The sequence below is a fragment of the Rhodococcus coprophilus NBRC 100603 genome, assembly GCF_001895045.1.
Taxonomy (GTDB): domain Bacteria; phylum Actinomycetota; class Actinomycetes; order Mycobacteriales; family Mycobacteriaceae; genus Rhodococcus; species Rhodococcus coprophilus.
The window spans coordinates 381,996-401,736 of record NZ_BDAM01000005.1 but is presented as its reverse complement, the minus strand read 5'-3'; the positions used below and the strand labels follow the sequence as shown (position 1 = coordinate 401,736).

General features: G+C 66.3%; 8 protein-coding genes. 1 reads left to right on the top strand and 7 read right to left on the bottom strand.

Features of this window, described 5'->3' with window-relative positions:
* Complete coding sequence (locus tag RDCOP1_RS10460; protein WP_072700107.1) at window positions 1-2,814, bottom strand: FtsW/RodA/SpoVE family cell cycle protein; 2,814 nt, start codon at window positions 2,812-2,814, stop codon at window positions 1-3.
* A complete protein-coding gene (locus RDCOP1_RS10455; RefSeq protein WP_072700105.1) occupies window positions 2,801-4,066 on the bottom strand; it encodes a hypothetical protein in 1,266 nt (421 codons plus the stop codon). Before RDCOP1_RS10455 ends, RDCOP1_RS10460 begins: the two co-directional genes overlap by 14 nt.
* Before the next feature lie 213 nt (window positions 4,067-4,279).
* Here RDCOP1_RS10455 and RDCOP1_RS10450 point away from each other — a divergent pair, with 213 nt between their 5' ends.
* The gene (locus RDCOP1_RS10450) at window positions 4,280-4,669 is read left to right on the top strand and encodes a hypothetical protein (RefSeq protein WP_072700103.1); all 390 of its coding nucleotides are present in this window, start codon (window positions 4,280-4,282) and stop codon (window positions 4,667-4,669) included.
* A gap of 401 nt (window positions 4,670-5,070) precedes the next feature.
* Here RDCOP1_RS10450 and drmC read toward each other — a convergent pair whose 3' ends face one another.
* Genes drmC through drmD form a run of 5 tightly spaced genes read right to left on the bottom strand, consistent with a single transcriptional unit; the run spans window position 5,071 to window position 19,194 of the window.
* On the bottom strand, window positions 5,071-5,817 hold the full coding sequence (drmC, locus tag RDCOP1_RS10440) for a DISARM system phospholipase D-like protein DrmC (RefSeq protein ID WP_072700099.1): 747 nt from the start codon (window positions 5,815-5,817) through the stop codon (window positions 5,071-5,073).
* A 51-nt stretch (window positions 5,818-5,868) separates the two neighbouring features.
* Window positions 5,869-7,791 (bottom strand): MrfA Zn-binding domain-containing protein, encoded by a 1,923-nt coding sequence (gene drmB / locus RDCOP1_RS10435; RefSeq protein ID WP_072700096.1) that lies wholly within the window; start codon window positions 7,789-7,791, stop codon window positions 5,869-5,871.
* Window positions 7,788-11,588, bottom strand: coding sequence for a DISARM system helicase DrmA (gene drmA, locus RDCOP1_RS10430; RefSeq protein WP_084722545.1), 3,801 nt, complete (start codon window positions 11,586-11,588; stop codon window positions 7,788-7,790). Before drmA ends, drmB begins: the two co-directional genes overlap by 4 nt.
* Complete coding sequence (locus tag RDCOP1_RS10425) at window positions 11,585-15,688, bottom strand: DNA methyltransferase (protein WP_072700094.1); 4,104 nt, start codon at window positions 15,686-15,688, stop codon at window positions 11,585-11,587. The genes drmA and RDCOP1_RS10425 overlap by 4 nt, the downstream gene beginning before the upstream one ends.
* Window positions 15,685-19,194 carry a DISARM system SNF2-like helicase DrmD gene (drmD, locus tag RDCOP1_RS10420; protein WP_084722544.1) on the bottom strand — a complete coding sequence of 1,170 codons (3,510 nt, stop codon included), beginning with the start codon at window positions 19,192-19,194 and terminating at the stop codon, window positions 15,685-15,687. The genes RDCOP1_RS10425 and drmD overlap by 4 nt, the downstream gene beginning before the upstream one ends.
* Window positions 19,195-19,741: the final 547 nt, after the last annotated feature.

Below are 19,741 nucleotides of genomic sequence, written 5' to 3'. Positions count from 1 at the left end.
TCAGCGGGTCTCCGCGAGATAGCGCTCGAGCAGAGTCTTGACCACCGGACCCGATGTCGCCGAACCGAATCCACCGCCCCGCACGAGTGCCGTCACCACGACCTCGGGTGCATCGAAGGGCACAACCGCGGAGAACCAGGCATTGAGGCCCTTTCCGGGGGCCGAGGGATCCTCGGCGGTACCGGTCTTCGCCCCGGCAGGCACCGGCAGGCTCGCGAGCTGGCCGGCGGTGCCGGCGGCGGCCGATGCCCGCATCCCGGCTCGCACAGGTCCGAGTTCGTCCGCGAAGGACAGTCGATGCGGTTCCTCGGTCGAAACAGGCACACCCTCCGCCGGCCCGTAGGACGCTGCGAGTTGGGGCGTCACCATCGCACCGGAGGCGATGCCCGACGTCCAGCGCGCCACCTGCAGCGGGGTCGAGCTGACGGTGCCCTGACCGATTCCCATCAACAGGGTCGAACCCGGATACCAGGCCCCACCGATGCTGCCGACGTTCTCCGGTGTGCCGAGGAAACCCGCGGACTCGTTAGGCAGATCGATGCCGGTCGGCGAGCCGGCACCCAGCTCACCCGCGGTCGCCGCTATGCGCTCGGGGCCGAGGAGGTCGGCGAGCTGGTAGAAGTAGACGTTGTCCGACCACTGGATGGCCCCCAGCAGACTGTTCCCGCCCATGGGCTGCCAGTTCGCAAAAGTGTGCCCTCCGTAGGCATAGGAGGCGCCGCCCGCGAGCACGGTGTCCGGCGACAACACGTGCGACGACGCATTCGCCGCGGCGGTAACGATCTTGAACGTCGAGCCCGGAGGCACGGCAGTCTGCGCAGCGTGGTTGAGCATCCGACCCGGCCCCGTGCCCTCGGTTTGCGCCGCGAGCGCAACCGGGTCGACCGGTGGTTCGAAGACGTTGTTGTCGTAGCCGGGAACACTTGCCAGTGCCAGCACCCCACCGGTGCGGGCATCCATCACGACTGCGGCACCGAGGTCGCCTCCGCTGGTGCGCATTGCCTGTGCGAGCGCATCGGTCGCGGCCTGTTGCATGCCGAGATCGAGGTGCAACCGCAGGTCGTGACCCCGTACCGGGTCCACCCTCTCCCCTGTGCCGACCGGACGCCCGGACGGATCGACGTACATGCACTGCCGGCCGTCGACGCCGCGGAGCAACGCGTCGTACTGCATCTCGAGTCCCGCCTTGCCCACCCGCGCTCCGAGCGGGAGGTTCGGCCAGTACTGCATGCCCTGCTCGTCCGCGGTCCCGACGTACCCGAGGACGGACGCCAGCGACTCCCCCTGCGGGTACTGCCTGCGTCCGGTCGGGTACACGAGCACCCAGGGCAGCTGGGCATCCACGATTCGCCGGGCCTGCTCGGCCCCGACGCGTCCGAGCACGAGCTGCATCTCCTGTTCCGCGCTCGTCAGGTCGTCCGCGAGTTCGTCAGGCGTGATGGCGAGGAGTGCGGCGAGTTCGTCGCCTATCCCGGGGTCACCGTCGGCGAACATCCGCGGAACCACCGCAACGGAGTATTCGGCGACATTGACCGCGACCGGAACACCGTTTCGGTCGAGAATGTCACCTCGTTCGGCAGGCAGGCGGAGACAGCGCAGCATCTGCGTGTCGCTGGTGGCCCGCAGATCGCCGCCGTGAGCGGTCTGGAGTTGCCAGGCGAACATCGACATCGCGACGAGCGACGCGGTCACCGCCACCGCGCTCGTCGACACTCCGCGAGGGAGCCGTCGCTTCCGGGATTCGGTGGCCCACAGCGACCGCGTCACGCCGTCGCGGCGCACCGCGAGCACCAGGCCGAGGGAGACGAATCCGACGATCGAGGCGGTGCCCCCGTAACTGAACAAGGGGATGGGCATGCCGGTGTGCGGCAGCAGCGACAGGCTCTGGGCGACCGAGACCACCGTGTGAATTCCGAACAGTCCGGCGACACCTGCCGCGACGAGTGCCGCTTCCCTCGTCCGTGCGTGTCGGGCAGCGAGGACGGCGCGCCACACGATGACCACGACGGCCAGCACGACGGCCAGTCCGGCGACCAGACCCCATCCGTACACCAAGCTCGCGAAGGCCAGGTCGTGCTCGGATTCGGGCAAGTAGGTGGCCCGGAGGCCGTAGTCCGGTTCCCGGCCGAGGCCCCACCATCCCGCGCTGCCGATCGCGATGTCCGCCTGCCAGGCAGCCCAGCCCGAACCCTGCGGATCCGCGTCGCGCGAGAGGAAGACATTGATCCGATCGAGTTGGTACGGGCGGAGGAACAGCAACGCCAGCGGTAGCGAGGCGACGCCGAGCGCGAACAGCGGGAGCAGTGACCGCATCGGCACCCGGGCCAGGATCAGCATGAGCACCACGGTGAAGACGAGGACCACGGCCGTCGACAGGTCGGGTTGCAGTGCGACCAGCGCGATCGGCACGGACGCAACCGCCAGGACCGCCAGGAACCTGCGGACCGTGTAGTCACGAGCGAGTATCGATGCGGGCACCAGAACCAGCGCGAGCTTGGCGATCTCGGAGGGCTGCAGGGTGAATACGCCGAGATTCAGCCAGCGCTGCGCGCCCATCGTCGCGATCCCGATCAGCGGCACCGCCACGAGCAGGACAACCGAGACGATGTAGAGGATCCAGCCGAAACGGCTCAGGGTAGCGATCCGCATTCTCGAGGTCGCCCACATGGCGCCGAGGCCGACGGCCGCGAGAACCGCGTGACGCACTGCCGGTGCCGTCATTCCCGTCGTCCACATGTTGAGCACGCCGAGAGCGACCAGGACGACTGCCGCAGCGACGAGCCAGGGATCGGATCGGCGCCTATCCGCCTGCACGAGAGCCTCCCGGCGGGCAGGTGACGTTCTCGGCGGGCACGTACAGCGGCTCCGACGCGGCGGCAGCGGGAGCCGTGCTGACCGCGGCGAGAGCCAGCGCAGAGCCCGGTGGCAGGTCGACGCGTCCGACGCCGTAGGCCTCCTGCGCGCCGGGCGGTACCGGCACCGTGACCTCGCCACCCGGACCGACCGCACCCGTACATCTGTCGTAGACGGTCAGATTCCAGGTCACCGCACCGACATTCGCTGCGGGATCGACACCGACGTCCACGCGCAGGTTGCACGATCGTCCCGGCTCACAGGCGCCGTTGGCAAAGCTCGCGACCATCCGGGTGATCGGTCCGGCTTCACCCGGGAGATCGACGGGGACGGGGCCCGGCTCGGTGGACCCCGGCTCGGCCGGAGGGGATGCGGCGTCGGGTGCCGGGGGCGGCGGCGAAACCGGACTGATCTGATCGTCCATCGACGACTCCCCGGGGTCGAGGAGGGTGTTCCATCCCTGCCTCAGCTCCGACCATGCTTTCGGAGCCACCCACACCATCCCGGCGAGTGCGAGGAGGGCGAGCAGCGCGAGTAGACCTCGGCGCCACGAGGGTCGCCTTCTCCTGCGATGCCAGATCTTCCCTGTGGGTGGCTGCCAGCCGGGCGAGGCAAGAGAGGATCCGGCGGCCGGGGGCGGCTGATCCGGCGCGTCCGGCCGTTCGTGCCCTCGACCTTCCGGACGGGCACGTCCCCGTCCCAGCACCGCCGAGACGAGCGCTGCAAGCTGACGCCGCGTCGCCTCCACCTCGTCCGGACCGAATTCTGTTGCGACAGTGCTACGCACGAGCTGCGCGAGGACGACCGGGTCCGACGCCTCGGCGATCGATTCGTCCAGTTGGTCCGCAAATGCGGCGCTGCGACAGTTCACCGCGATCTCTCGAAGCAGGACCGCGAGCGCATCACGGACCTCGTCCCGAGATCCCGCGTTCTCGCCGCGCTCGATCGTGAGGTGCCCGCTGCCGGACACCGTCACGGCATTTGCTCGAAAACTCGCCCGAGAACGCCCCGGCTCGTGTGCCGACCCGACCTGATCGACCACATCGGTGACGAGCACGGCCGCCTGCGCAGGGGTCAGCTTCGCGATCGCGAGCAGCCTCTCCAGGGAGACGCCGACCACGTCTGCATCGTCGTCGGTTCGTGTCGGCGGTCCAGACCGAGCCTGGTCGGGCTCGCCATCCGTCGCGTGGATCCCCACGAGTGCCTCGATCATCGCACATCCTGAAACTGCTAGTCCCCCAGCATCTTCAAGAGCCGAGAAGCGGGGCGGACGATGGATCCTGCAAGCACCTTTCCCACTTGCCTGCTATTGGTTACCGCTCCATTCTGTGCCTTTCGCCGCTCGGTTGCGGCTGCTTTCGACCGAAACCCTGCCACCCGTGCAGGGCATCCTCGAACGGATCACCTCGTCCGTTACCTTGCCTTCATGAAGATGCTCCGGACCGTCTCGATCGTCTCGGTGTTGTGCACGGTTGCGGTCCTGATCTACGTGGTGCCTCAGCTGGTCGTGTCGGGAGTGGTCGAAGTCGGCGGCCGTGGTCTCGAACTGCTGGTGGTGCTGCCGACATTGGTCGGATTGCCCTGTTCTCTCGCCGGAGCCATCGTCGGGACGGCCTGCGTTCTCCGGCGACGCAGTCGCGGGACTGCGACGGTTCTCATGACGCTCGGACAGGTGACCACGGTGGCTCTGGCGGCGGCCATGGTGGTGTGGGCTCTCGGGTTTGCCTCGAGCGGGTGGGAGCTCGTGGCGCTGCCGGCAGCGTTGATAGTGGGCCAGGTGATGGTGGCTGCGGGGCTGTTGGCGGCGACCAGATAACGATCTGGGTCTCACCGCGCCGAATCGGGGATCCTCCCGCACACTCGGCTGCGCCACCAACACACCATCAGGGCGCTCCGTCGTTCGGTCACAATATTGCAAACCACGGGCGTCACCCACGGTCTGGTGCGTCGTGTAGACGTGATCGCCAAGATCACGTATCGAGGGGTTGGCACGAAGTCCATCGGTGGGTTCGAAGCATCGGCAGCCGATATTTGCATTGGCCGGCTTCACAAGAGCGTGGGGCCTGGCAGCAGTCTTCAAACTCCTTGCGATCGCTACAGGCGTCATGTACCTGCGCGAGGACCATACCCGGTCTGCACGCTACAAATGGGTGGCGTGGGCCCTCATCCCCGGTTTCAGGTGAAACGCACGTGTGGGTCGACTTGCTCAACGAGACGTCACGTCGGTAACGACCCAAGTGGCGCCTTACGCAAGATCTTCTGCTGTACCAGTTGATCTATGTGGCCGACGAGACGTGGCGGGATGTCTCCTCCGCGCACAAGCAAGCCGGCTTCAAGGTTGTCGCTGGCAGCGCGTTTGGTGAGATTCGCGCTGGTGATCAGGGCCATGTCCTCGTCGATGACGACGACCTTCGCATGCAGGGCCGCCCCGGACGGAGGGCGCTGATCGGTCGGCCATCGCAACCGGTTGACGAACACGTCCGATAACGACTTGGCGGGAGCGCCGGAGAAGCTGGCGTTGTCGTCGGGGTCTTCAGCCAAAACGGTCACTATCACCCCTCGGGCGGTGGCTGCCGATAGCGCGGCCCTCAGGTGCTCGTGCATGTGCAAAGCGAAGGTGATGAGCAAGATCTTATGGGTGGCTTCAGCGATCAGTTGGAGCAGAACCTGCTCGGTTCGGCGGGCATGGATTGCCTTGCTCGTTGGTCCACTGACGACGAGCTCGAGATGCGGGTTACGCCGTGCATCCTGGTGGGCGTGGGCAGCGGCGGCGATCGCGGCGCCGACGGTGACACCCCGTGGTCCGGGGTGCTCAGCCCAGGCGGCGAGCAGACGTTGCACGCTATGCCCGAACGCGGGCGTCGGGATCAGACCGACAAGATGTTGCGCCTCGGTCGCCTCGGCCAACGGCGCGAGAGCGGACGCGAGCCGTTCGGCGTGGGCGGGCCGCAGCCCGCGTCCCACGCTCGCCACCGTTTCGAGGAGCTGCCGAGATGCTGGTTCGCCGTCCACGGGTCAGCCGGTCCCGACTTTGAAGTATCCGTTCAGCGCCAGTTCCGGCTCGGCCGAATCGATCGGCACGATCAGCCGGCGGTCGAGAAATCGGTTGCCCCGCTCGCACGTGGTTTCGGACGCGAAAAGGCATGCATGGCACGCGGCCCCGTGCAGGGTTTCCTCCGTGACCAGGGGGGCGTGCTCCGCGCACAGCGGATCGGACGAACAACGACGGGCGTTCGCGAACGCAGCCCGCAGAAGCCTGTCCATCTGGAGGGGGTCGGAGAGCCGGACGAGACCTCCGAGGGTTCCCTCGCTGTCACTGGCCGCGGTGTAGAGCAGAATTCCCGCCTCATCACGTTCGGTGTTGGAGTAGATCCGCTCGGTGATGCTGGCCGAGGAATACCCGCATTCGAGGGCTATCTCGCGAACCAGGAGATGAGAGAGGGTGTGCAGCAAAAGGTACCGGTCGCCCGGCCAGTGGTCTTCGGGGGGTCCTTCCAGCTGGCGATTGTTGCGCCACCGGACATGCGCCGCCCGTAACCGGTTCAGGTGGGTGCTGCGTTCCGCCGTTTCCTCCCATGCCGCAATGACATCGGGTTGGAGCACCAGGAAGATGCCTTCTCCGTGGGTTGTGGACGCTGGTACCCAGTCCAGTTCCGCCCTGCTCAGCGGCGCGCGTTGGCTGCTGTCGGGCTCGCCCCAGTCGGGGGCGTCGACGCGGGTGAAGCCGACCATAGCCTTGGTTTCCCGCAGTCGGCTCAGCCGGACCACCTTGGACACCAGGCCCGTCCATGCGGTGGGTGTGGGGACCACGTCCGCGGTGAAGTTTCGATCCCGCCGGGCCTTCGTGGGATCGGTCAGCGCCTCGTATTCCCTCGCTGTCAGATCCACCGGCTCGTCCGGCAGGTCCTCGTCGGCCTTCTGCCGTGCTTGGATCTGCGCCCAGATCGCCGCGAGGTCGTGTTCGCGCAGCGGTGAGAGTTCGGGGATGGTATCCAGGGCGTATGCCAGGATTTCGGGGCTGCGGACCTTGGACAGCGGTCCCCAGTGTTTGTCGACCAGTGCCGCCAGTTCGCTGCCCAGGGCGGGAATGTAGAGGGCTTTCGCCAGGAGGCTGAACCATTGATTGCTCGCCCCGAGAACCATCGCCCGCACTTGCGCGGTGCACCCTTTGGGGTCGAACCACCCGAGGTGGGGGTGGCGTGCCCGACACCCGGGCAGGGCGTTGCTGCCCGCCGTCCGGTGATGTTTCAGGGCGTCGCGCATGGTGCGCTTGGCCCCGCACGAGCACCGAATGGTGATCTGGGAGCCGTAGTTGCCACCGGGATCGAGCAGCGTCAGCCGGCCCTCGCGGCCTTTCGGGCAAGATCCCGCACGGTGGACGTACTCGACGTAGGGGAATTCATCGAGATGTCCACCGGTGCAGGCGGTAACGAACCGCGCCGGCACCACGGTGGGCTGCAGAGCCTTCTTCCCTCCGGGGGCGGTGGGGCGGCAGTCGTGGACGAATCGAGCCTCGTCGGGACGGTATTTGTTCTTGTTCTCGAATCGGAACGGGCCGGTGCCTTCGGCGTTGATGCCAGCCAGGGTGTTGCAACCGGTACAGCGCATCCAGCGCGGGAACGGGGTGACCGGCACGCCGACCCGGTTTGCTTCGGTGTCGTCCGGGTCGGCGTTGTCCTCTCGTTGGGGGGTGGCGCGGAGCTGGCGCACGTGCGGGCCGAGGATTTGTCGGACCCGTTGAAGTAGGCGCGGTTCGGTCAGTTCGAACTCGGTAGCCTGCCGGTAGTCCCAAAAGTCCAATCCCTGCACTACCACCGACAAGTGTGGCAGGTCGACGACGGAGCCGACACCGTCGGAGTACAGCAGGGCGTTGGGGCGTTGGCTGCCCACCCGGCGTAGGTACTTGTCGGTGCCGGCGGTCGTGGGTGTGGGGTTCATCGGTGGGGCTCTCCCTCTGCCGCCGGGACCGGTTCCGCGGTAAGCAGTCCCGCCTCGTCGGCCGGTTCCGTCTCGTCCTCGTCCTCGTCGTCGACTGCCGGACCGGATCCGTCGCCGAAGGCCCACTCGGGTCGATCGGCTACTTCGGGGGCGGCGAGGGTGATCAGCAGGTTCGTTTCCGGCTCGACCTCGCGCAGCGACCATCCGGCCGACCAGGTGCCCCACCGGCCGACGCCGGAGTCCAGGAGTGGGTCGAGGCCGTTCCGGTCGCTGGTGTAGGACAGGCTGCCGACTTCGAGGCCCTTGCGGCGTCGGTCCCAGTCGTCGAGCAGGGCGCGGCACATGGCCTCGATTTCGGCCACCTTGACGGCGTCACCGAGCACGTCGCCAGCGCGTTCGGAGATCCACTCGATCGCGGCGTCGACCTCCGGAGCGGTCACCGGGACGGCGTGGGCGCCCGGTTCGCTCTCCCAGTCGTCGCGGGCGTGGCGCAGTGCGGCGACGAGCACCGCCGCCAGCCCGCGGTCGAGGGCCCGATCGGCGAACGGGGTCACCGAGAGCGGTTCCACTCGCGCGTAGAAAGTTTCGTGGAAGTGGGTGAAGGTTTCCAGATGCCCGAGGTCGCGGGGGCGGGCCCAGTTGAACAGGGTCACCACCAAACCGGGCCGGGAGGGGTCTCGGCCGACCCGGGAGGAGGCCTGGATGTATTCGGCGCTGTTCTTCGGTTGGCCGGTCACGACCATCAGTCCGAGCCGCGAGACGTCGACGCCGACCTGCAGCATGCTGGTGGCGAGCAGCACGTCGATCGGCTTCTTATCCCACTCGTGCCGGGGCAGGGCCTCGAGTTCGACGCGGGCCGCCCGGGCGTCCGGTGTTTTTCCGCCACCGGCCCGTGATTCTTTGCGGAGTCTCGCGGCGGTGGCCTTGGCGGCGCTCGAGTCGATGTCCGTATCGAATGGGTTGGCCAGCGCACTGAGCGCTTTGCCGATGTCCTGGCTGTTGATCCGGGCGGTGAGTTCGCGAACCTCCAAGTTGCGGCGATCGCGCAGACCGCGCCGAGACTGCTGCCGCAACCGCGTCGAAATGTCGTCGTCGACCAGTCGACGCATCCCGGCGAGCTCGGTGGTGGAAGAGAAGTAGTCCACGAGCGTCATGTACGGGTCCGCGGCGCCGCCGTGTTCGTCGAACAACAACTGGCCCGCGGCGAGCAGCAGCTGTGCGACCCGGATCTGGACCTGTTTGAGGCGTTGACCGTGTGCGCACACCCCGAGGTAGCGCCGGCCGGGATGCTGTTCGTCGACGGGAATCTGGGTGGAGAAGAAGGTTTCCCCGGCGTCGAGGACCGGGGGCGGGAAGATCGCCAGGTCCCGGTTGAACAGGCCATGCACCTGCTCCTTGGCTCGGCGCACCGTCGCCGTGGACGCCACCACCTTCGGCCGGATGGTAGTGCCTTTGACCGACCATCCGCCGAGCCGGTCCACCGCGGTTTCGTAGAGTCCGACCATGGTGCCCAGTGCCCCGGAGATCAGGTGCAGCTCGTCCTGGATGATCAGATCCGGTGGCCGCAAGGGCCCGCAGTTCTGCGGTTTGGTACCTGGTCGGTTCCCGCGCCGCGGGTGTCCGCCGTCCTTGCATTCGGTTTTGCGGGTCAGATCCGGGTGGCGGTAGCCGTGGCGTTCACACCATGAGGATGTTCGGCCGAACAGCAGCCCGGTTTGTCCCCGCAGCGGCAGTTGCGCGAATTTGTCGACGGTTCCGATCACCAGGGAGGGGGCCAGCCGGAACACCTCCTCGTCGACGGTGACCACCGGCAGGCCCTCGCCCCATTTGGTGGATTGTCTGCGGGAGAACGTGCACTGCCCGTCCGGGTCGCCGCACCACACCAGCACCCGCCGGCGGGAGTCGTCGCATTCGGCGTCCTGTCCGGGTTCGATGTCCCGCCCGCACCACGGGCAGACCAGGACCTGAATCGGGTTGGTCGCCCCCGCCCCGGCATACCGGTGGCGCATCGCATCCAGGGCCGATTTGGCCTGGTCGTACCAGTTCGGGGTGACCTTGGAGCCGACCCACAACCCGATCCGGAAAGGTTCTTCCCCCCACGGGTTTCGCGGCCCACCGGCCTGTTGTGCCGCCGCCGCGGTTCGGCGCAGGTGTTCGGCAGCGCAGATCAAGGTGGCGGCGCGCTGAAACTGCTGAGCCGTCAACAACCGCAGGGTGTATCGCATAAGGACCGCTACTCCTGCCCGACCATCACGGGCGTCGGCGCCTTCCCCGATCACGCCGTGGAGTCGGCGGATGGCGAGTGTGAACGCGGTCAGGCCGAGGTAGGCCTCGGTTTTGCCGCCACCGGTGGGGAAGAACAACAGATCCGCGAGGCCGGGCCCGTTCTCGGCGCTGGCTAACGCTCGGTCCGGATGCGTGGGGTCGGCGAGGGACGGCAGGTTAAGCAGCACGAATGCGAGCTGAAACGGTCGCCACGACCGCCGACGCGGCTCGTCGACCAGATCGGCGGCGGCGGCGAGGGTGAGGTCGGGGTTTTTGGCTCGTTCTGCCGCGATTTCGGTGTGCTCCCGCTGAAGTGCCATGGCCAGGTTGGCGAACTTCCATGCCTGCCAAGCGTTCTCGTCTGTGCCTAGCAGGTCGATTCCGGCCGCGATGCGCCGTGCCGCCTCGCGTGCGTTTTCTAGGTGACTGCGGGCCGCGCCTTCGTGTCCGGTCAGGGTCGGATCGGAGGTGAGTCGGTGGTCCTGCTCCTCCAACCACTGCAGGTATCCATCGGTCAACGGACGCAGCGCCGCCATCACCTCGGCACGGGGTGAGGTCGCCAGGGTACGCATGTCGACCTCGAGTCCCGTCAGCTGCGGAACCTGGGCAGGTGCGGGGGCGACGGTCTGCTCCACCTCGTAGGCCGGCATGTTGGTGGTCGCGACCCGCCACGCACACCCGTCTCCGGTGCGCCGACCCACATCGACCCCGGCATTGCGGCCGACCGCGAATTGGCGGGCATGTCGGTAAGTCATTGCCAGGCCCTGCATCTCCATATCGGTATTGGGCGTGGTGTCGTCGGCCACGACGTGGGAGGGGTCGTTGTGCGGCAGGAAGACAGCTTTGTGTCCATCCTGGGCGGTGACCTCGATGCGAACCTGGAAAATCTTGACGGTGTCCTTGCGCTCAGGAGGCTCTGGCTGGGCGTTGACGATCGCCACATCAACGACTCGGCACTTAGCTTGGGGGCGGCACCGAGCCCGCACCACCACGCCGGGCTGCGCCGGGTCCGGTACCTCGGTCGATTCCGGTTCGGTCACATTCAGATCAACCGCTCCCCCTGCGGACTCGCGCCGCCACACCAGGCGAGGCGCCCCGGCGTCGGTGACGTCGGTGGCAGATTGGACCTGCACATATCGTCCCCACGACCCGCGAACGTGCACCGAGGAGACGTCGAGGGGAAGGCTGAAGGACAGACCCAGCGAGGCTGGGGCCATCGAACCCGCGGCCGCGGCCGCGGTCACCTCGGCTGTCCCCTCTCCCGAACCATCGTCACTGGCGGTCGCGTCGGTAACCTCCGCGTCCAGCGATACACGGGCCGGAGACAACACCCCGAGGATGTACCGCTCGGACGGGATGGTGCCAGCGGGCAGCTCCTCCGTGTCCCCTCCCCACGGACCCAGAAGATCCCGGACCAGGAACCGTTCGAGTTCCGCACGGACCTGGCGTGGCGTCCAGGCTTCCGACGTAGTCGGCGTCGGTTCCGATCCGTCGGTACTGGCCTGCCCGGTGTTTGTCGCCTGGGTTTTCATGCGTCCTCATCGGTGTCGAACAACGTGGCTTCCGCGGGCTGAGTGGATTTGCCGCGCCCCTTCCGACGGGCAGGCGAGGCGGTCGAAGACGCTTGCTCGTCGGCATACCGTTCCTGGTTTAGCAGGAGCAACCGGTCGAGTAGTTCGAGGCGCGCCGTCGGGGAGACGGTCCAGCGGACGCCCTGTCGGGTGTCGTAATGACCGTGTTCCAGGGGCAGGTCGTCCCAGCCGTAGGCAGCGCATACCGCCTCATCGATCTCCACATGCAAGACCCTCAGGTGCTTGACTTCCATATCAACGACCGCCGGATCGTGGACGAGGTTGTAGGTCTTCGTCAACCCCAACTGACGATGCAGCATGAATGTGCGCCGCTCCCGATCAAGTGCTTCACCGGCCGCTCGCATCCGGTCCGTAGCGACCGGGCGTGGCAGAGTCTCAACCACATCCGACGGCGTGTACCGAAGATCGTTCCTCATCGTCGATGCCCGCGTGATGGCCCACCAATAGTGCGGTGCGCTCGACAACAGAGCGAAGTCCGCCATGTCTTCGGTCGCGAACACTGCCGTCGCATGCGAGAAGACTTGACCACTTGGCACCCGTACCGGCATGACAACTTTGCTCACTAACGTGATCGCGAGGACGTGCGACATCCCCGCGATCGCCCTATAGAGCGCCGGACGCTTGTCCGCGTACTGCCAGTAACGCTGAGGAAGCGGCCGGCGCAAAACGTAGGCCCCCGCGTCGTTCACCCGCTGCCGTTCCGGTTTCACTTCTCTCTCCACAACCTCGAAACAGTCGGGATACTGCTGTGCGCGTTCTTCGGACCAGTCGAAGAAGTTGATGATCCAACGCCTTCCACTTGAGTCGGGCCTGCTATTGAGATCTTCCCCGTTGACGTAGGGGAACAACACCTCGGCATTACGCGGGTCGCGATCGATCAGGTCCCGCGCCACAGACTGATCCATCGTAAATCCCAGGCCGAGTACATAGGAGCCGACGAACGCGAGACCATTGCTGGCAGCAAGTCTGTGTGGGTTGCCGGTAACACGGCTGGCACGATCGAGACTAGGTGTTATCCGTTTGGAAGGAACACCATCGGCATTCGCACGCACGCCGCTGGCTCGGGTGTGACGCGACGCCCAGACGATGCTGTATTCGAGGTTCGCCCCCTTAGTGGGCCACTTCTCGCTCTTAACTCCGGCATAGATGTCAAAGCCATTGGCAGTGATCTGGTCAAGCCCGACCTCTCGCGTATCACCTTGGGCGACAGTGTTGGTAGCGATGAGGCCGAAGTTGCCATGACCGCGGTCGCAGAGTGCAGCCGCGGTGAGGAACATATACGCAATAAGGTCGGCGTGGCCACGTACGCCACGGCCAATAACTCGGACCAGGTGTTCCCGGTAGGGCGCACCATACGCGCCAGTGAGCTTCTTCCCTCCGAGGAAAGGGGGGTTCCCGATGACTGCGTCGAATCCGGTCCGTGGCGCGGTGAAGACTTCGGGGAACAGCAGCGGAAAGTGCGCTGGGTGCCGGAGCTGACCGCGTTCGTCGGTGAGGGAGAACCGGGTATCTTCACAGAATTTCGTCCATGCCGTGCCACTGCCCGATCCACTGGTAGCCAAACCGAATCCGGCCGCGACTTCCCCATAGTGGCCCGCGGTTCCACCTGCCAGGCTGGCGCCTGACAGCGCGTTGGCCAGGACGGTCAATCGATGGGTCAGCTGTTGGGACTCGGTGAGTAGTCGAGCTTTATGTTCGGCAGAGTGGCTGTCGATGAGATCGATTTCAGTTATCCGTTGGCGCAGCGCAGCAGCCTGCTTCAGCAATCCTGGCACATCTGCGGTGTAGGCGGCGATCTGCTCGTGATTGCGGGTCTTTCGTCCCTCCTTGGGGTCGAGGTGCATATCCAGGAGTTGCTCGGGGCTGGTCAGACCAAGGAGGCTATCTCCCAAGGCGAGACGGTCGTCGAGGAACCCGAAAGGACGGGTCCGATCGAGGGTGACCAACCACAGTGACAGCTTCGCCATTTCCAAGGCCATCGGATTGATGTCGACGCCGTAGATGCAGTGATCGAGAATTTCACGGCGGGCATCGATCACGGCCTGCTCGTCATCGACCTCGATACCGTCTCGGGCGGGCTCATGGACACGTCGGGCGTCGAGGAGCCGGTCGGCGAGATACCGGGTGGCGGCCACCAAGAATGCGCCGCTTCCCGCGGCGATGTCGATGACCTTCAAGCACAGGATCTCCTGAGGAGTCCGGATCCTCCATGCGGCTTCGTCCTCGGTGTCCAGCGGTCCCGGTGATTTCACCAGCGGTTCGAGGGTGCGGGCAACGACCTCTTCGGCCAGGGCTCGGGGGGTGTAGACGGCGCCGGTGTGCGCGCGTAGCTCGCTGTCGGTGAGGTACAGGCTGCCGGGAGGATAGATGACGGGCAGGTCGCGCGGGTCACGCCGCAGCAGCCCCGCGAACGGCAGGATCGACTTCGCGGTGGCCTCGTTCCCGGCGCAGGCCTCGAGCACCCCGGTCCAGGCGGTGTCGGCGGCGACACCGGTGGGCACGGTGAGGGATTTGATGATCGCGGCGGGGCTGCGGTTGCCGCCTCCTGCCTTGATCGCACCCGACAGCCATGTGGCGAAATGCTCGGCGCCCTGGTCGAGGTGCTCGATCAGGTCGGTCAGCGGAACCTCGGGGCCGTCCTTCTCGCCCTTGCTGTCCCCGGCGATACCCAGAATCCAGTCGTGGGCGCGGCGGGCGTCCTGGTCGAGCAGACCCTCGTAGACGTAGCCGATCTGTTCGACGTCCAGTACTCGGAAGGAGACGTGGCGTCGTTCGCCGGCGAACCGCAACCATTGCAGCGCTTCGAGGGCACGCAGCAGGGTGCGGTCGTCGATGGGGAGGGGATCTGCCTCGTCGAGTCCGGTCGCCGCGTCGGGGCGGCCTTCGAGCCACGGGAATCGGTCGGGGTCGAACAGGCTGCCGCCGTAGCCCGGCAAGGTGAATTGGTCATGGCGGGCACCTCGATGGACGGCGCGGAAGGTAGCGAGCATGCGGTGCCAGGCGGTGCTGGATCGCTCCAGGGTGTCCTCGCCGACGTCGCTGGCGCGTTCGCGTAGTTGCGCCGCGAGGGTGCTGACCGCGTAGGCGTCGGCGTAGGTGTCGTCGTCGACGGGCAACAGGCCACGTTCTTCGGCGTAGAGCAGGAACACCAGGCGCATCAGCACGGTGACGGCGCCCTGGTACACCTCGGCGGGTTCAACCACGGCAGGCAGCAACGACTCACCATGTTGCGCACGGTTTTCGGCATCGAGACGGCCGATGGTCGCGACCAGCATCTCGACCACCGCTTGGGACTGTTCGGACAGCCGGGTAGTGATCTCTTCCTGCCGGTCCAGGCTGGCCGCGAGCAGTGCGGGCAGGGTCTGGTTCTCAGGAACTCCGAAGAAACGGAGCCGGCCCAGCAGCGCGGCGAAGGCCTTGAGAGTGTCGGGTTCGTCGAACCAGGTGTGCCGGGTCCAGGTGGCGGTGGTGGTAGCCCCGCCAGCGGGGGCGCAGACCAGCGTCCATTCTGTGCCGTCGGTCACCATGCCAAGGGGGGCTCTGCGTGCACGCAGGGCGTGGGCGAGTCGGTCGGCGTAACTCGCCGGCCACTTCCCCGCCCCGGGGGTGTTTGGGTGGGGGCGGGCGGTCGCGCGTACCCCGGGGTCGAGGACGAGACCCAGTAGCAACGGCGGCGAGGCGGGATCGTCCGGGTCGGTCAGCAACGCGAAGTCGGGGCGGACCTCGGTGCCGTATTCGGGGACCGGCGTGGTCAGCGTGGAGGGCACATGCCCGGCACCGATCAGATTGGACTTCCAGCCCAGAAAGGTGGTCAGCACATGGCGGATGAAGGTGTCGCGGGTGCCCGGGCTGGCGTCGAGGACGCTGCTGGCCTCCCGCAGGGAGCTGACGTCGTCCTTGGTCAGGGCGGGCAGTCCGCCGGGCCAGACGTCCTTGACGACCGGGGCGGCCAGGAAAGGGCCGTCTACCGCGAGCAGTTCCAGCCATTCGGTGGTACCCGACTGTCCCCGAGGGCGGGAGCGGCTACCGGTCCGGGTCATCGGATCCTCCTGGCGGGAACGAGGTGCACGACCGCAGCGGGAAACCACAGCACCTGCACCGAGGTGTAGCGACGCGCGATCGCGGCCATGGCAGCCTCCCGCTCCCCGGGCAGCGAGTCGAGACGCTGCCGCCATGCGGAGCGATCCGCAGTGAGCTGATCGCGTTCGTCGGGTTCGAGGTCGGCGAAGGACAGCTGCTGCGCCTGGTCCTGTCCTGCAAGCGCCTCCCGCAGGGACTTCTCGAATCCGGAGATCAGTGCGGCGGTGCGGGTCTCCTCGTCCGCCTGCCGCTTGGCCAACGACTTTTCCAGGGAGGTTTCCCGTTCCTTCGCCCGCGCGGTGATCGCCGCCTCGAGGTTGCTGGACAGTTTCGGCCAGGACCGGACCAACTCTTCTTTGTCTGCCCGACCACTTTCGCGGGGGGAGGACGCCGGTCCGAGGGCGGTGTCGAGAAGAGCAGTAAGCGCAGTGACCCCCAGCCTGGAGAACGCGGCGCCGCGCACCCAACCACCGGCGGGGAAAAGTTCCTCATGGAGCCTTTTACCGTCGGCTCCGACCAGGACCAGCCGCGAGTATGCGGCCAACACCGGGTCGGTCAGGTTGGGGTCGTCGACCACCAGGCTCGCGGCTCGCTGAAGATGGCCGGCGCCCCATACCTCGGCGCGTAGCAGCCGGGTGGCCATCGCGACCAACGGATGATTCAGGTGGGCCAGAACAACGTCGTCGCGTTTCGCTGCCAGCGACGCGTCGAAGCTGATGGGGCGGGCGCCGTAGTCGCGGTCGACGAGGTCGGCTGTGGTCCGAGCCCACGAACCGGTCAGCGGCGGCACCCGCCACACGGTCTGGCCGGTCTGGGCGTCAGTGACCGGCTGCAGAGAGGACTGACGGCCCAGCTCCAGACCCATCCGGACGACGCGTTCGACGTCGCCGGGGGTGCTGTGCAGTTCCTGGACGGACTCGGCCAGGGCAGCGCGGAGCCGGTCCGCCTCGGCACGCAGGTTCCGCTCTACCTTCAGCGCATCTCGCGTGGCCGATTTCGGTTGCACCGTCTCCACTCGGAAGGCCCGGTCGGGGCGGCCTAGCATCCGTCGCTCGACCGCAGCGGCGAGCACGGGGTTGACGCTGCCCAGGTCCTCGCGCATGGTCGCGACTTTCACCGCGACCCGGGTAAGGAAATCCAGGTCGGCTTCGGCACTTTCGGGCGGTGCGCTCTTCCAGTGCGCCCCGACGAAGTGGAGGATCTGCGGGCGGTGGGTCTGCCCATAGCGGTCGATCCGACCAGCGCGTTGCTCCAACCGGTTGGGGTTGAACGGGATGTCGTAGTTGACCAGTCGGTAGCAATGGTCCTGCAGGTCGATGCCCTCGCTGGCGGTGTCGGTGGCCAATATGATCCGCACCGGATGCATGTGGGGCGGCTTCTGAAAATCGCCCTTGATGCGTTCGCGCTGCTCCTCGTCCATGCCGCCGTAGAGCAGTTCCAGGCGTCCACCCTCGCCGAGATCATATTTCTCGAGCAGATCTTTCAACCAGCGTTGCGTGTCGCGGTACTCGGTGAAAATGACGACGCGTTCGTCGTTCCACTGCCCATCGGTCCTACACACTTCGTGGAGGTAGTCGATCAGCGCCCTGGCCTTGGCGTCGCTGTCCATTCCGTGCTCATGCACCCAGGTTTCGAGCTTGTCGAGCAAGTCCTGCTCGACGGCGCCGGGGTGCCCGGCGACTATTGTGGCGGCCTCCGTCGCGGCGTCCTCGGCCTCGTCCAACGCCTCGTCCGCCGACCAGTCTCCATACACCAACTCGATTTGACGCTCGCCGAGCCAGACGATGTCCATGTCCAGTGGCTGACCGGCGCCTCGGACACTTCGCTGATGCAACGCCATGGTCCGGGTAAAGGCCGCAGGGCTCGAGAACAACCGCTTTTTCAGCAACAGCGTCACCAAATCTGCTGCTTGACCTGCGCCTCGGAACGATTCACGTGCGAGTCGTTTCCGCCGAGCGATGGTGTAGTCCCGCAGCAGCGCGTGGACTTCTCGCTCATGTTCGGGGTAGTCGACGGTGATCTCTTCCACCACCCGCTCCGGGTAGCGGGGGGTTCCGTCAGTGTTGGTCAGCTCGGACTTGAGCCGCCTGATCAGGACCTGCTTCAGAGCCGCTGGGTCCGGTGATACCCCCCGGGCGAACCGTTGCGGGTCCAACATCGCCAACAACGCCGACCACGACTCGGCATACCCGTTATGCGGTGTCGCGGTCAGGAACAGGCGGTGCTCACTGTGCGCGGACAGACGAGCAATCGCGCGCGTCTGCTGGCTGTCGACCGCGTATTTTCCCCTGCCGGGTGGCGCGCAATGATGCGCCTCGTCCACGACAAGAAGATCGATTGCCCGGGGCTGGGTCAGGCCGCCATCATCGAGAACTTCGGCAAGGAGGCGTTGACACCGGGCACCGCGTAGCCACGGCAGACTGACAATCGTGTGGGGATACACCCGAAATGGGTTGGCGTGCAGGCCTCTTTCTCGGCGGACGCGACGCACCTCGGCGGTGTCGACAATCTGGAAATCCAGACCGAAGCGGGTCGCCATCTCCTCCTGCCACTTGATCGTCAACGGTGCCGGACACACGATCATCACGCGTCGCGCGCGCTGGCGCAGCAACAGTTCCTGAATGACCAGCCCGGCCTCGATGGTCTTACCGAGACCGACATCGTCCGCGACCAACAAATTCACCCGCGGCATGGTCAGCGCGCGGGTGACGGGTTCGAGCTGATAGTCCTCGATCGCTATGCCTGCACGAAACGGCGCCTGCAGGACCGTGGTCTCGGCATTTGTGACCGCACCCCAACGCAGAGCGTCCAGGAACGCACCCAGCGTCGCCGGGTCATCGAATTGCCCGCGGGACAAGTCTGGCAGTGTGGCAGCGTCGAGGATCCTGCGGCCGGCCTCGAGCTCCCACAGCACCCGGAGCTCTTCGCCGAGTCCGTCGTCCTCCACGCTGGACAACGTGACCAGCGTTTGTCCCTCACCGACAGCACTGGATTTGATATCGAACGGGAGCGCAGTCGGGGCCACATCGGTGACCACCCAATGTCGACCGCGGACCCGCGCCAACTGTCCCAACACTGGCAACTCAGCGGAACTCAACGAGGTGCTCACGTCGGCAACCCACTTTCCGATATCTCTCGATGACGGCGACTTACTGCGGGCTGTGATGCCAGCATCGTCCTTACTATCGCTGTCGTTGGTCCGGACGCGGGAAGCGGGTCTGGTTCTCGGCAGGCCCGCGTCCGAGTTTCGGCTATCCGTGTTGCTACCTCCTTGGATTGCTCGAGAGCTTGAGCCCTTCAGAAGACCCCGCCCATTCCGGGCCGCCTGGAGCTCCTCAACAACCCGGTGCCGGGACTCTGTGGCGGTCTTGAGCCACAACTCTCTGAGGGTGGCCCATGCTTCCCGCACGAACTCCACCCTGGGGCGAGCACCGTGGACCGCCCGCAATGCAACAGCCGGATCCATGTCCTGGCATGTACCTCGACCAGTTCGTTGCACAGCTCCTGCAGGGGTTTCGAGCATTCGATGGGACCACTTGTACCTTGGCACCGCAATCCTTGAGCTTCCACGTCGCCGGGTCGGCCCTCTGCATTGCTTCGAAGACCACTATTGGACACCAGCTCTATCGCACCGGGAGCGGACCACGTTACCCTGCGTGGCAGGGATGGTCCTTTCGCTTAGGCGCCCGCTTCGGCCTCGAGCTGCGACCACACTGCCCGAAGTGATACCACGATCTCCGACGTGACCTGCCTGCGAGCATCAGCCAGGGAACAACCCTCCTGCGGTACGCAGTTCCGCCCCCTTCGTGCATGTTCTGCTGTCGCCCGGGGATGAGGGCGGTGTCCTGAACCGGATTGCAGCGCCTTGCAAAGTCGACATCTGCGATTCGGAGCGCGAAAAAAGGCCAGGGCGACCGAAAACGATCTGCTGGCAGAAGGCGACGACCTATCGACCGACATTGGCCTCGACCCTCGTGTTCGGCCGTCGGATTGACTGATGTCGGCGACTGAGA

Coding starts and splice junctions, on each gene's coding strand:
- drmB (WP_072700096.1), bottom strand. CDS start 7,791: ATGAACCCCACACCCACGACCGCCGGCACCGACAAGTACCTACGCCGG.
- RDCOP1_RS10425 (WP_072700094.1), bottom strand. CDS start 15,688: ATGACCCGGACCGGTAGCCGCTCCCGCCCTCGGGGACAGTCGGGTACC.
- drmA (WP_084722545.1), bottom strand. CDS start 11,588: ATGAAAACCCAGGCGACAAACACCGGGCAGGCCAGTACCGACGGATCG.
- drmD (WP_084722544.1), bottom strand. CDS start 19,194: ATGGATCCGGCTGTTGCATTGCGGGCGGTCCACGGTGCTCGCCCCAGG.
- RDCOP1_RS10455 (WP_072700105.1), bottom strand. CDS start 4,066: ATGATCGAGGCACTCGTGGGGATCCACGCGACGGATGGCGAGCCCGAC.
- RDCOP1_RS10450 (WP_072700103.1), top strand. CDS start 4,280: ATGAAGATGCTCCGGACCGTCTCGATCGTCTCGGTGTTGTGCACGGTT.